We start from the raw sequence: 11527 nt of genomic DNA, 5'->3' as shown, positions 1-11527 counted from the left end.
ATAAAAAAGTGCGTTTCTGACGCTTTATTGTGAGGAGGCGGTGTTCCGGATTCATCCACAAAGAGAATATGCATTATCGCTTTTTTGCTCTGATTTATTACACTGAAAATCCTATTAAATTATAAATTTAATAATTGACCGACTCAAACGGCTTTTTCTGAAGGATGACCTGTTAATAACATTTTTCCTTCACACCGCAATCTTCCCCTGCTCCGCGAGCATCACCCACGTCTTCGCCATCCATTCGTATTGCGCCGCGCGCCGCTCTTCCTTCGTCATCGTCTGGCCTTGATCTAACTCCGCATGGCAGCGCACACACAGGGCCATCAGCGCCGCATCGCTGGCTTTGATGCCCATGCCGCAGCACATGCAGGACAAGCTGGCGACTAAGCGGCGCAGTTTCCCACTGTGCATCATTCAAATCTTGGATGGTGTGCCCTGCCTGAATCTGAACGGCATCAAAACGCCGGTACTTTTTGCAGCTACTTGTGTATTTGAAGCACCCCGTGCAGACCGTAAGCGCGCGAGTGACACCACTTCAGGCGCACCCTGGAAATACCCTTCCGGCAGTCCGGCTAGCATTTCAATGTCGCGCACAGACAATCCGATCTGACGCGGAATTGAATTGAGCGGCAGGATGTTCTCTTCGACCAGCAGATCAAGAGTACGGCGTAACAGACGTGGCTGTTCCGGTAACCGATCGCCATCGCCTGGTTCGGACTTGGCACCCCATCGCACGGAGCGCCGCTTAAAGAGCGTCTGCTCAGCCGCTTCATCCAGTATCTCCAGCGCACGCAAACGCTTGATAAGGGCACCAACAGGGACACCCCATCGTCGCTTCAACAGCAGTAAATCATCCAGTGTGACGGGAATCCGAACTTCGTTGGCCAATGTCTGTGCAGGCAATAAAAATGCGCCCGCAAAATAATGCGCCTGTTTTTCCAGTTGCTTGTGGCGGTCACGCTCTGCCGACCGAGTCATTGATCGATGCAGAATCAAATGGCCCAGTTCATGTGCGAGATCGAACCGGCTTCGATATCCATTGTCTTTGTCAGCGGACAAGAAAATGAACGGTTGGCCAAGCGCCTCGCTCCAGGCAGATAAACCTTCAATTTGCGCAACGCCAGTGATTTCACGAATCAGGATGACGCCCGCCCCTTCAATGGCGAGTGCGAGATCGGGGATGGCCGCCTGTCCAATACGCCAAAGATCGCGGCACTCACAAGCCGCCGACTCGATCTCATCGGGCGCAATCTCTTCCGGTTCTGTGTATGACCTCACCGGCAAATGCAGAGCCGGATAGTCCACAAACTCCGAAAACATCAGAGCGATCTCTTGGGCCCACTCCAGCCGGGCGTTCAGCATCGCGCGCGCAGCCGCATGAGCCGAGAGGTTGCTGCGGAACAGGGGAGTAGAGAGCTTTGCGGAAGGCGCTCTCGTGAACCACTCCGGCGCAACGTTGACAACATGGGCCAGGCGTTCCAAAGCGTTCCCTTCTGGCGCTTGACGGCCTGAACGCCATTTGCTCACTGTGGACGGCGATACCCCAACCATCGACGCGAGCTGCATTTGACTCAGCCGCCGAACCGCCAGAACCTGACTCAGACGTTCACGCTCGAAACATTGGACGCTGCTGCGACTCATGACCTTATACGCTCTCGTTACTCTGCTTGAGTATATTCTTTGGCAGCCATACTCACAGCCTTATGCCCTCGCGACGGATATTTTCAATTAAATCTGGATGACTAAAATATTCTGGATGAATCAATTCTTCTTCCCATAGCGGAAGTGCTTCAACCAATACATCCGTTTCAAGGAGAACATCAAAAGCAACGCCCGCCATATCAATGGCTGCCGCTGAACGCTTGCCATGCGGTTCTCGGATAATCACAGCGATATCCGCATCGCTATCCAAGCGGTGCGTGCGGCGCGCACGGCTTCCGAACAGAATCGCGCCCGCCACATTGAACCGGCTTTTGATCCGTTCCAGGAAGACGCGCGCTGCGCGTTCGGTCTCCGGGTCAAGCTGAGCAGTACTCATGGCATACTTCATGCAGAACACGCTTAAAATATCATGACTGGTAGATGCATCTGTATAATCAACGGGTCATCTGACTTGCTTTATCTCAATTGAGCACTCTGAAGTAAAAAAACGATGAGGCCCTCTGAAGCCTTAAATATGCACCGGGCAGCTATCCGACGCATTGTCGAATCACATTGCGCCCGCAATGCGCGCGTATTTGGATCCGTCTTGCACGGTCAGGATACCCACAAGAGTGATTTGGATATTCTGGTTGATCGGCAGCCAGGCATGACGTTATTTGACCTCGGCGCCATTTACTACGAACTGAAACAGTTGCTCAATGTCCCGGTGGACGTATTGACGCCTATGGCATTACCCGAAAAGTTTCGCGCGACTGTACTGACAGAAGCGATACCGATATGAGCAAAGAAACGCAACGTCTACCTGACTACTTGAGACATATCCTTCAAGCAATCCATCGCATTCAAAAGTACACGGAGAACATAACCGAATCTGTGTTTCTAGAAAGTGAAATGGTGCAGGATGCCGTGATACGCAACTTTGAAATCATTGGTGAGGCAAGCCGGAACATTCAACAAACCTATCCCGAATTTGTCGCTGCACACCCGGACTTGCCGATCATTTTTGCTTATGGTATGCGTAATGCCTTAATGCACGGCTATTTTGAGGTGGACTTACAGACGGTCTGGGATACTGTTCACAATGATTTGCCGAAGCTACAGCAGCAAGTACAAGAAATCGCACAAGCTTTGACTTTAGAACATCAAGAACGCAGCGTACCAAAGCCGACGTTTTAATCCATTCAATAGCAGAAGCCGAGCAACTGCTCACGCGCGCTCCGCTTTACGCAAATAGCGATCTGGCATCATGGTCGCACTTATAAGCGCGCCCCTTCAAGACGAATGTTTTCGATCAAGCAGGGATTGCTGAATAGCTCAGGACGCTTTAGCTCTTCTTCCCATAGCGGGAGCGCTTGAACGAGAACGCCAGTATCCAATAGGACATCGAACGCAATGCCTGCCATATCGATCGCCGCATCTACCCGTTCTCCGCGCGGTTCAGAGAGCAGCACAGCGAGATCCGCATCGCTACCTCTTCCGTTAAATTGCATTCTTTTGTTTCCATGCGGCGACTTTGCTTTTCTGCTCTAACGTCAGGTGCGGCATGGCGATCTCGAGCAGATCAAAAACGGCCTGCTTATCCTCACTCATGGGCATCCAATCGTCTAGTTCAACGTGATCGGGCTCACTCCCATCTAATACGCAGACGAGCACCATGTCAGCAATTGCACGCGCATGATCGGCTGCATAGACTGCACCCGGCGGGTGAGGAATCTGCCATTCACTCAAGCGCGCAGAACATTCAAATATCCCTCTATTGGAAAGCAGAGGGGTTGTATCGGTTTCACACCCTATCCCAGACACGAACAATCGTGAGTGTTGCTGGCGAGGCCGGAAAAATGTCTCAATCAAATGCCAATCGCCCGTTCCCCTGGTGGATGGAATATTGAGCGCAGCGATTCCACTGAGGTAGCGGGACGGAGAAGTCTCTGGAATCATCAATGACGCCTTTCTCATTCATATGGATTTTGCGGCCAATACCACTCGTTCACGAAACCTCGGCGGCAAATCCCCCGGTGTTAACACATCGACGGGTACACCTAACATTTCTTCCAATTCAGCGTGCAGTCCTCCTAGGTCAAACAGCGTTACACCCGGCAAGGGATCCACCAGCACATCCAGATCACTCCCATCGCGGTCTTCACCATATAAGACGGAACCGAACACACGCGGGTTCGCGGTATTAAATCGCTGCACCGCCTGGCGGATGGCGTTCCGGTTTGCGTTCAGCGCCACAGAGGGTTTCATGATCCTGACCTCATAACATTCAGCGGCATTCAGTTTATATGCTTTACACCGCAATGCGATAGCCCATCAGTGGACACGCTTTTGAATTTCGATATCCGGTCATTGCGCGTTTTCGGCGCCCTATCGTTGGCCTGCCTGACTCAGCCAGGCGGATCGGCGGGGCGCTTAGTGACGGCGCGCGGTGCAGATCGAATGATGTCCGAGTCATCGGGCGGCTTCCTGCTGCGTATCCGCTGCTTTCGTATCGGCCAACCAGTGGCGTGCCGAATACAACGTATGGCGCTTCATTTGGAATGTGGTATTGCGAAAGACGGTGGACTGGATAAGCCGTGAAATACTTTACTTATGATGCCTGATCCCTTTTCGTCACTTGATCTGAACAGAAGGGCGGTCTCACGCTCCATTGTAAAAAAAGAAATAATAGTTGCTTTTTTGTTAGGAAAAGCACAGTATTATTTTTATGCCTAGAAGATCCAATGCCGCTGATATGCTGCCTCCCCCGGTGGAACGCGCGCTCATTACACTGGGAGAACACCTCTACATTGCCCGCAAGCGCCGCAAACAAACCCTGTCATCCTTTGCCGATCGCATGCAAGTCTCCGTTCCTACCTTACGTAAAATGGAACGAGGTGATCCAACTGTCTCCATTTCGGTCTATGCGATGGCCTTGTGGCTGATTGGGCGAGTACAGTTTCTCGCTGAAATCGCCAATCCGGTCAGTGATGAAATGGCCTTACTGCTTGAACTGCGCAATCTTTCCACCCAACAAAAAGGAACTTCACGGTGAACAATGCGCTGTACGTCTGGATTTATCCACAAAGTGCGCTCAAGCCTGTGCTATGCGGCACACTCGATTTGATCGGTGGTCGGCGGTGCTTGTTTTCCTACGCGGGCAAATGGCGAGCGAGCAAAAACGCATTTGCTCTGTCGCCGGATCTGCCGCTTAAAGCGGGACAATTCGAGCCGCCCGCCGGGCTTGATTTGCACCCGGTCTTTGAAGATGCGGGACCTGATCGGTGGGGCCGCCAGATCATTGATAAAGTTTTCCAATTGCCACGCCGGTCGCCGATCGATTACTTGGCAACAGCCGGCGAAGACCGGATTGGAGCGCTGGGTTTTTCTTCATCGCCCGATGACTACGTGGTGGCAAAAGAACAGGCTTTTCAGGCGGCAGATCTTGCAGACTTGTTGCGCGCGGCACAGGCGCTTGAACATCATATGCCGATCAATGACGAGATGCGACGGCTTTTACGGCCGGGCGCTTCCGCTGGCGGCGCACGACTGAAAGCCATCATTCAAGATCGGCAGCGGCACTGGATAGCCAAGTTTCCCGCAGAAGGCGATATCGCGGATATGTGCGCCATCGAGCATGCTTCGCTTCGATTAGCGCAGGCCTGCGGCATCTCGGTTCCCGAATCGCGCTTAGTGCCGGTACGAGGAAAAAACGTTCTTCTTGTCGAACGCTTCGATCGCACTCCAAATGGCGCGCGCCATCACTTTGCAAGCGCCCGCACGCTTTTGATCGCGCAAGGCGTTGATATGAACGACATGGCTTACTCAGACCTTGCAGATACGGCTCGAAAGTTTTCGGGCACGCCAAAAGACGATTGCCGCCAGATCTTCTGGCGCATGACATTCAATGTACTGATGGAAAATACCGACGATCACGAGAAAAACCATGCGTTCCTTCTTGATGGGAAGGGCTGGAAGCTGACGCCTGCTTACGATTTACAGCCGCAGCTGCAAGGGATCGATTACCAGCAGCTGCGTGTCGGCAAATGGGCACACGAACCCTCGATTAAAAATATTCTTTCAGATTGCGGACGTTTCATGTTGACGAAAAATGAGGCATGCATCGAGATAAACCGGGTGATGGCAGTGCTTGCACGTTGGCCGGAGTGCTTTACAGCGGCGGGCGTATCAGAGGCCGATATCGCGCTGTGCCGCCAATACGTTCGCGCCGATGCGCAAGCCATACACTTACTGACCGCCGAACCGGCAGAACACCCAATGAGCAATCAGCGAAAATCGCTCTGCGCCCGCATGTGAATTGAATCGCTGACAGATGGAATATGAAGGGCTATTCCACTGAGGTAGCGGGACGGAGAAGTCTCTGGAATCATCAATGACGCCTTTCTCATTCATATGAATTGTGCGGCCAATACCACTCGTTCACGAAACCTCAGCGGCAAATCCCCGGGCGTTCACAAATCAACGGGTACGCCCAGCATGTCTTCTCATTCAACATGCATTCCTCCCAGGCCGAATAGCGTTACGCCTGGCAAGGGATCCACCAGCACATCCAGATCACTCCCGTCGCGGTCTTCCCCCTATAAGACGGAACCGAAAACACGTGGGTTTGCGGTATTGAATCGCTGCACCGCTTGACGGATAGCATGCCGGTTTGCTTCAAGCGCCAGAGAAGGTTTCATGATCGTCCTCTCGCAACAAAATGGGTCTGCATCATAGGTTGATACGTTTCACGCCACAATCCAGCAGCGGATCAGTGTACCGGCTTTTGAATTTCGACGGCCAGTTTATCGCTCATGCTTCGGTGCCATATCATCGGCCTGCCTGAATTTCAGCCAGGCGGATCGGCGTGGCGCGTAGTGACGGCGCGCGGTGCGGATCGAATGGTGACCGAGCAATCGGGCGACTTCCTGCTGTGAAGTCGTCGCTTTTGCGTTCGCCGCAAACTGATGGCGCGCTGAATAGAGGGCATAGCGTTTGGCCGGATCCGTTCCCCAGAGCGCCTTGCAGGCGCGGTTGAGCGCAATGCTGCAACACTGGTGAATGTGCGCGAACGGATATCCTCTGGCCAGCAGTTCATGAATCGATGCCAGATGCGCCTGTATGCTCGCAGCATCCTCCGGTCGTATCGCAATCGTGCGACTGGCGCCATTGGCACGCCCGTTTGTGGCTTTGGCATTTTGAACGATCAGTTGCGTTGCGTCTTCATTGAGTTGTGCTGTGCGCCATTCGCACGGACGTAAGCCTGTCACCGCCGCTGCTGCCAGCCAGAGCGCGGTGCGCTTTGCATAGTCACTGTTCTGTTTGGGATTCGACAAGCGCGCAACCAGCGCCTCGAAATCGCGTTGCGGGATGCCCTTACGCTTGCGTGAAGACGTATGTCCGATGACATGTGCGGGCTGGCATGTTTTATGAGACAGCACGCGAAGCGCTTGAGCGGTTTTCGCGAACAGCGGATCACCGTTTTTTTCGTATTCGCGCGCATACCGATAGACCAGACTTGCTTGGTACTGACGAAACGTCGCCCACTTCCATTGATGTGCGCGCTGTTCCATATAGCGCACCACCTCATCGGGCGGCGGATACGCATCTTCAGGCAACTGCATTTCATCGGCAATTCGCGCGAGCAATTGGTGCGCCCGCTTTAAATAGTGTTCGACGGTGCTTTGTGTTCGGGTTTGAACACCGGCGCGATTCAAATTCATCGTCATTGTTTTTCTGATCAGTGGATTCGGTTTTGATGTATCCCCATCCGTTTGTTTTCTCCCAGTGGTTTCTTATTTCGGGTTTGAAGACCAGAACGATTTAAATTCGTGTCGCTTGTTTTCCCAAACATTGGATTCGGTTTTTTAGATGCCTGATAGGTTTGTTTTCTCCCAATGTTCTGCTTCTCTGATCGATTGCAATCTCCCAACGTGGTAGACATGGATTGGATTGCGCGCCCGTTTGGGTTCAGGCAGGAGGCCATTTTGCCGGATTTCGTCTAAAGCGTGTTCGCGTTACAGGGTGGATGCAACAACATTGTTTTCGGCACACATCGGTGACTGTTACTTTTTAGGTATCGGCGCGCGGCTATATGCCATATAGCCGCGTTACATGATCATGTTCCATGATCAGTAACGGCCATAGGGTGGCGGAAAATAAACACGATACCAGTTGTTAAGTAACCGGCACCTTGTGGCGGAAAACATACATATGACTGGGCTGCATTAAAGAAAAGGGGGCCTTATGTTTTATTATGCATATTATTTGAATACTATAATAAGAACTCATAAAGAAAGGGCAGCGCTTCTGTCACACGCTTTTTGAAAAGCGGATGAGCGTATGAAATACATATCCGAACTTGAACATCCGCATTTGGAAACGATCTCGAAGAAGCTCAAAAAGATGCCGAAGACGGAATACAATAAAAAAGTGTCGATCAGGGTATTGAGCAAAGAAATCCATTTCTTGAAAAAGCGCGGCTATACATTCGATCAGATTTCAGAAATACTTTGCAGGGAAGGATTAAATATCTCGACTTCAACACTAAAGAGCTATTTATATAAGAAAAGTTATAGAATGCATCAAGCGCATAAAAAATCGACGTCTGCCGATTCACGGTATTCGTCCAACGAGAGTGCAATCGCAGCACCGCCTCCAAAGGAGCATTGCGCCTCCTGGAGCAGTTCGCTATTGAACGCATGCGTGACGAAATGTGCTCGGTTGATTGCCTTCCTCATTAGACCGTTCAAATGTCCCTTAGATTGAGTAAATATTGGTCTGCAGGCAGGCGTGGAGACCTTTTATCTTGTGACATTAACCGCATTGATCGGTCTGATTAGCCAGGAAGACTTGTCAGCCAGCGCGCCAACTTGGCATGTCGCCATATCATTGAACCCGTTATCTTCTGTCTTGCGCATGTGGCAGGCATGCTGACGCGGCACGCGGTCGGAGAAAAGCGGTTTCAGGACGCCAAACGCTACGGCTATGCGGGTTTAATGGTGGGCGGCATGATTCCAAGCGCCGTGTTGCTGCTGTTTGCCGCTGCACCCGAGCAGTTCATCTCACTCTTCATTAATCCAGATACGGTCGGCGATGACAGAATTATTGAGCGGGCCAAACTTTTCTTGTTTATCTCAACCTTGGGCCTGATTCCAGATGCCATCCGGAATATCTTTTCAGGCACATTGCGCGGCTATAACGACACCGCCTTTGCGAGTCTATCCGCACTGTTCAGTGTCATTGGGGAGGGCATGCTGACTTCTGTCTCGCTGGGATTTGGCTCTTCTCTGGATGCGTTAGGCGTGTTGCTGGGCAGGACTGTTGCATTTACGGTGGGTCCTGTATGATGACAAGCTACTGGTATCGCAAAAGTCATGTCATTACCAATGAAGCGAAATTGGAGGCGGAGCAGAATAAATCCTTGGGGGATAGTCTCTACACGTGGGCAAAGAGCCAGTTTTTCTGTGGCCGCCATTATCCTGTTTCTGAAGATGCTTGGCCTGAAGCGCAGCCTGAAGAAGAAAGGTCGCTTATCAGGGGAGGGTTGAGAACTTCATATGGTAGCTTCTTTAGCAGTCGCCTCTTTAGAAGAAACAGGGAAGAGAATCAAAACTTGTTGGCCAACCCTTCTCCTTCTATCAACACGCCGTCTAATTCAGGCTCCCGTTAAACACATTTTCCGATAGCTGTTTAGACGAGAAGGCTTAAGCTATGGCATCTAGAAATTTACAGGAGAAACCTGCTGCTATGGAAGCAATTCCCATAGACAGGCAGCTTGGCAATGCCTATCAGGAAAAGTGGGAATCTCGGAGTTCTGTGCGTACACGTCCCCGAAAATGGATTGATTTTAGCCAAGAGGGCTATTTCTTTCCGGAAGAAAAGCAGCCCTTGCTCCTTCGGCAGGAGATAATGGGTTTGGGTCAACGGGCTAAAGAAAAGATTTTATTGCAGTCATTTTTGAAATATCTGAACGATATTGTGAGCCTGGAAACCCGGCTGATCAATTCAGCCTGTTATAAGCTGATTGATGGACATTCCGGCCTTCACTATAACGATGATATCAAATTGGGCGCTTATACGGTTCTTATCGATGAGCATTATCATGTTTATGTAGCACAAGATATGAGCTTGCAACTCTTAAGTCAGTTTCCAGAGCTCGGAAGGTTCGACTATCCCGTTTCAGATGCCCACTATGCGGTTGCTCTCATCAGGCAACGTATGGAGGCAAAGTACCACGATGCGTTTGAGGTTTTGGCGGTCTGTATCTTTGAAACTACGCTGGTTCGGGAACTGATCGAGTTTTTCAACAGCGCAAACGTACATCCCTCCATCAAGTACTATGTCAATGATCATATGAACGATGAAGCCAGACACTACGGCTTTTTCTACGAGATATTAACAGATACCTGGAAAAGGTTACCGGACGATTATCAGGAAGCCATCGGCAGCCATCTGGCCGATTTTATAAAGCAGTACCTGAATGTTCAATCCGACAAACGCTTTTATGCAGATCTCCTAAACCGCCTGTTGCAGGATGCTAAGCAATCCTCAGCCATCGTTGAAGACTTGTACAAAGGATTTGAGATTAGCCCGGACATACCCATGGTCAAGAATGTCTTGAGTGTACTGAAAAAAGCTGGTGTTTTGGACAATCGCCACGTAAAAGCAGGCTTCCAGGCAATGGGCTGGACATTGTGAAGTAGATACCCCATGACGTCTTCCTCCTCTCTCACACATCATACCCCCAGTAAAATCCCCTATACGGAAGCCACAAGACAGCGGGTTTCAGAGATAAAGGCCCGTTTGGAAAAGTGCGAACATCTGTGGTTGCCTTTGCAGGAGACTTTGGACTTGCTGGAGGCGCTTACTCAATTCGAGCTGGGCCGTTTTCTGCTTCATAACCAAGGACTCAATGGCTATTGGACTTCCGTCATTATCCGGCATATAACGCAAAAGACGCTCACGCACTCCCTGGAAGCCTGGTTGCTCAACCGATCTCTGTTCGTGCTGATCCGGGAACGATTTTCGAAACTTCAAAAGCAGCTTTGTAGCTTTATAAAGCCCCATGCGTGTCTGGCCTCCATCCCCTGCGGGCTGATGGATGATTTGCTGCTTCTGGATTATTCAGATCTGAAGGATATTCAACTGACTGGGATTGACATCGACGCAGAATCCCTCAATTTGGCAAGGGAAAACGCCCATCGGATGGGTGTGCAGGCGGATGTGCAGTTTCTAAAGCAGGATGCCTGGCAGCTGGACGCGGATGAAGCCTACGATCTGATTGCCAGCAACGGCCTTAACATGTATGAATCCAAGGAGGAAAGGCTATTGCAGCTGTATCACAACTTTTATAAAGCCTTGGCTCCAGGAGGCGTATTAATGATCAGTTTTGTGCCTCCGCCGCCAAAAGATTTGGACCCTGTTGCCACTTTTAACATGCCCTTGGAGGATTGGCGAAAAGAGCGCGCTATTTTCAGCGACATCATACAGGTGAAGTATCTTAATTTTTGCACAGAAGAGACGATGCGACAGCATCTGAAAGGCGCGGGATTTGAGGTGCGGGACATCCTCTACCTGCGTCATGGCTTGGCGCCACTCGTTATTGCAGTTAAGTCATGGCGACATCCTTATCTTTACTTTAAAAACCGGAGGTTATGATGAAGAAACTTGTCAAACAGTTAGTCAATGAAAATGTTGGCAATACGCCTCTACCCCCTTCCTAACAAATAGATAGCAGACTTATAACTGACGTTACGCACTTTCTGGGGGGCGAATTTCACAGAAAACGCTGTTTTTTTAGGGCAGAAAACCTCTGTTGGCACCCGATGAGCGATAAATCACAAATGCCCTGTTTTTAAGCACTTTTATGAAAAAGGTGCGT

General features: G+C 50.7%; 17 protein-coding genes and 1 pseudogene. 8 read left to right on the top strand and 10 right to left on the bottom strand.

Translation table 11 applies throughout. The annotated features are described in order from the left end of the window. Nucleotides 1–189 precede the first annotated feature (189 nt). The 3 genes from CAGGBEG34_RS01325 to CAGGBEG34_RS01315 are packed head-to-tail and all read right to left on the bottom strand — an operon-like array spanning nt 190 to nt 2041. On the bottom strand, nt 190–417 hold the full coding sequence (locus tag CAGGBEG34_RS01325; RefSeq protein ID WP_006682107.1) for a hypothetical protein: 228 nt from the start codon (nt 415–417) through the stop codon (nt 190–192). Further along, a complete protein-coding gene (locus tag CAGGBEG34_RS01320; protein ID WP_006682106.1) occupies nt 418–1644 on the bottom strand; it encodes an XRE family transcriptional regulator in 1227 nt (408 codons plus the stop codon). Between the two features lie 52 nt (nt 1645–1696). After that, nucleotides 1697–2041, bottom strand: a complete 345-nt coding sequence (locus tag CAGGBEG34_RS01315) for a nucleotidyltransferase domain-containing protein (RefSeq protein ID WP_006682105.1) — start codon at nt 2039–2041, stop codon at nt 1697–1699. Between the two features lie 114 nt (nt 2042–2155). Here CAGGBEG34_RS01315 and CAGGBEG34_RS01310 point away from each other — a divergent pair, with 114 nt between their 5' ends. Continuing rightward, on the top strand, nt 2156–2446 hold the full coding sequence (locus tag CAGGBEG34_RS01310) for a nucleotidyltransferase family protein (RefSeq protein ID WP_042687399.1): 291 nt from the start codon (nt 2156–2158) through the stop codon (nt 2444–2446). Next, nucleotides 2443–2841, top strand: a complete 399-nt coding sequence (locus CAGGBEG34_RS01305) for a HepT-like ribonuclease domain-containing protein (RefSeq protein WP_006682103.1) — start codon at nt 2443–2445, stop codon at nt 2839–2841. Before CAGGBEG34_RS01310 ends, CAGGBEG34_RS01305 begins: the two co-directional genes overlap by 4 nt. An 80-nt stretch (nt 2842–2921) precedes the next feature. Here the strand turns inward: CAGGBEG34_RS01305 and CAGGBEG34_RS11535 are convergent, their stop codons facing one another. Genes CAGGBEG34_RS11535 through CAGGBEG34_RS10925 form a run of 4 tightly spaced genes read right to left on the bottom strand, consistent with a single transcriptional unit; the run spans nt 2922 to nt 4120 of the window. After that, complete coding sequence (locus CAGGBEG34_RS11535) at nt 2922–3155, bottom strand: hypothetical protein (protein ID WP_006682102.1); 234 nt, start codon at nt 3153–3155, stop codon at nt 2922–2924. Further along, nucleotides 3145–3603: a hypothetical protein gene (locus CAGGBEG34_RS01295; RefSeq protein WP_006682101.1), complete on the bottom strand. Its 459-nt coding sequence runs from the start codon at nt 3601–3603 to the stop codon at nt 3145–3147. Before CAGGBEG34_RS01295 ends, CAGGBEG34_RS11535 begins: the two co-directional genes overlap by 11 nt. Nucleotides 3604–3621: 18 nt before the next feature. Further along, nucleotides 3622–3912, bottom strand: a complete 291-nt coding sequence (locus tag CAGGBEG34_RS01290) for a nucleotidyltransferase family protein (RefSeq protein ID WP_006682100.1) — start codon at nt 3910–3912, stop codon at nt 3622–3624. Between the two features lie 43 nt (nt 3913–3955). After that, nucleotides 3956–4120 carry a hypothetical protein gene (locus CAGGBEG34_RS10925; RefSeq protein WP_158641763.1) on the bottom strand — a complete coding sequence of 55 codons (165 nt, stop codon included), beginning with the start codon at nt 4118–4120 and terminating at the stop codon, nt 3956–3958. A 294-nt stretch (nt 4121–4414) separates the two neighbouring features. Here CAGGBEG34_RS10925 and CAGGBEG34_RS01285 point away from each other — a divergent pair, with 294 nt between their 5' ends. Both CAGGBEG34_RS01285 and CAGGBEG34_RS01280 read left to right on the top strand, forming a co-directional pair. Further along, nucleotides 4415–4699 carry a helix-turn-helix domain-containing protein gene (locus CAGGBEG34_RS01285; RefSeq protein ID WP_238984924.1) on the top strand — a complete coding sequence of 95 codons (285 nt, stop codon included), beginning with the start codon at nt 4415–4417 and terminating at the stop codon, nt 4697–4699. Further along, nucleotides 4696–5961 carry a type II toxin-antitoxin system HipA family toxin gene (locus CAGGBEG34_RS01280; protein ID WP_006682098.1) on the top strand — a complete coding sequence of 422 codons (1266 nt, stop codon included), beginning with the start codon at nt 4696–4698 and terminating at the stop codon, nt 5959–5961. The genes CAGGBEG34_RS01285 and CAGGBEG34_RS01280 overlap by 4 nt, the downstream gene beginning before the upstream one ends. 158 nt (nt 5962–6119) lie before the next feature. Here CAGGBEG34_RS01280 and CAGGBEG34_RS11530 read toward each other — a convergent pair. The 3 genes and pseudogenes from CAGGBEG34_RS11530 to CAGGBEG34_RS10920 all read right to left on the bottom strand — a co-directional run. After that, nucleotides 6120–6344: pseudogene (locus tag CAGGBEG34_RS11530) on the bottom strand (nucleotidyltransferase family protein); the annotation flags it as partial. Nucleotides 6345–6449: 105 nt separating this feature from the next. Continuing rightward, entirely contained in the window at nt 6450–7367 is a 918-nt protein-coding gene (locus tag CAGGBEG34_RS01275; RefSeq protein ID WP_203224815.1) for a site-specific integrase, read from the bottom strand. Between the two features lie 861 nt (nt 7368–8228). Continuing rightward, on the bottom strand, nt 8229–8384 hold the full coding sequence (locus CAGGBEG34_RS10920) for a hypothetical protein (protein ID WP_158641762.1): 156 nt from the start codon (nt 8382–8384) through the stop codon (nt 8229–8231). A gap of 132 nt (nt 8385–8516) precedes the next feature. Between CAGGBEG34_RS10920 and CAGGBEG34_RS01265 the strand changes: the two genes are divergently transcribed. Genes CAGGBEG34_RS01265 through CAGGBEG34_RS01255 form a run of 4 tightly spaced genes read left to right on the top strand, consistent with a single transcriptional unit; the run spans nt 8517 to nt 11304 of the window. Then, on the top strand, nt 8517–8993 hold the full coding sequence (locus CAGGBEG34_RS01265) for an MATE family efflux transporter (protein ID WP_158641761.1): 477 nt from the start codon (nt 8517–8519) through the stop codon (nt 8991–8993). Next, nucleotides 8990–9316, top strand: coding sequence for a hypothetical protein (locus tag CAGGBEG34_RS10915; protein ID WP_158641760.1), 327 nt, complete (start codon nt 8990–8992; stop codon nt 9314–9316). Before CAGGBEG34_RS01265 ends, CAGGBEG34_RS10915 begins: the two co-directional genes overlap by 4 nt. Before the next feature lie 41 nt (nt 9317–9357). Beyond that, a complete protein-coding gene (locus CAGGBEG34_RS01260; RefSeq protein ID WP_102033241.1) occupies nt 9358–10344 on the top strand; it encodes a diiron oxygenase in 987 nt (328 codons plus the stop codon). Between the two features lie 12 nt (nt 10345–10356). Further along, on the top strand, nt 10357–11304 hold the full coding sequence (locus CAGGBEG34_RS01255; RefSeq protein ID WP_006682092.1) for an SAM-dependent methyltransferase: 948 nt from the start codon (nt 10357–10359) through the stop codon (nt 11302–11304). Nucleotides 11305–11527: the final 223 nt, after the last annotated feature.

The organism is Candidatus Glomeribacter gigasporarum BEG34, from assembly GCF_000227585.1.
GTDB classification, from domain to species: Bacteria; Pseudomonadota; Gammaproteobacteria; order Burkholderiales; family Burkholderiaceae; genus Glomeribacter; species Glomeribacter gigasporarum_B.
This window is presented reverse-complemented; position numbering and strand designations above follow the sequence as displayed.

Excerpts from the sequence above, each read along its gene's own strand:
- CAGGBEG34_RS01315 (WP_006682105.1), bottom strand. The coding sequence starts at position 2,041 with ATGAGTACTGCTCAGCTTGACCCGGAGACCGAACGCGCAGCGCGCGTC.
- CAGGBEG34_RS01305 (WP_006682103.1), top strand. The coding sequence starts at position 2,443 with ATGAGCAAAGAAACGCAACGTCTACCTGACTACTTGAGACATATCCTT.
- CAGGBEG34_RS01320 (WP_006682106.1), bottom strand. The coding sequence starts at position 1,644 with ATGAGTCGCAGCAGCGTCCAATGTTTCGAGCGTGAACGTCTGAGTCAG.
- CAGGBEG34_RS01255 (WP_006682092.1), top strand. The coding sequence starts at position 10,357 with ATGACGTCTTCCTCCTCTCTCACACATCATACCCCCAGTAAAATCCCC.
- CAGGBEG34_RS01260 (WP_102033241.1), top strand. The coding sequence starts at position 9,358 with ATGGCATCTAGAAATTTACAGGAGAAACCTGCTGCTATGGAAGCAATT.
- CAGGBEG34_RS01325 (WP_006682107.1), bottom strand. The coding sequence starts at position 417 with ATGATGCACAGTGGGAAACTGCGCCGCTTAGTCGCCAGCTTGTCCTGC.
- CAGGBEG34_RS10920 (WP_158641762.1), bottom strand. The coding sequence starts at position 8,384 with ATGAGGAAGGCAATCAACCGAGCACATTTCGTCACGCATGCGTTCAAT.
- CAGGBEG34_RS01310 (WP_042687399.1), top strand. The coding sequence starts at position 2,156 with ATGAGGCCCTCTGAAGCCTTAAATATGCACCGGGCAGCTATCCGACGC.
- CAGGBEG34_RS01275 (WP_203224815.1), bottom strand. The coding sequence starts at position 7,367 with ATGAATTTGAATCGCGCCGGTGTTCAAACCCGAACACAAAGCACCGTC.
- CAGGBEG34_RS10915 (WP_158641760.1), top strand. The coding sequence starts at position 8,990 with ATGATGACAAGCTACTGGTATCGCAAAAGTCATGTCATTACCAATGAA.
- CAGGBEG34_RS01295 (WP_006682101.1), bottom strand. The coding sequence starts at position 3,603 with ATGATTCCAGAGACTTCTCCGTCCCGCTACCTCAGTGGAATCGCTGCG.
- CAGGBEG34_RS10925 (WP_158641763.1), bottom strand. The coding sequence starts at position 4,120 with ATGACTCGGACATCATTCGATCTGCACCGCGCGCCGTCACTAAGCGCC.
- CAGGBEG34_RS01290 (WP_006682100.1), bottom strand. The coding sequence starts at position 3,912 with ATGAAACCCTCTGTGGCGCTGAACGCAAACCGGAACGCCATCCGCCAG.
- CAGGBEG34_RS11535 (WP_006682102.1), bottom strand. The coding sequence starts at position 3,155 with ATGCAATTTAACGGAAGAGGTAGCGATGCGGATCTCGCTGTGCTGCTC.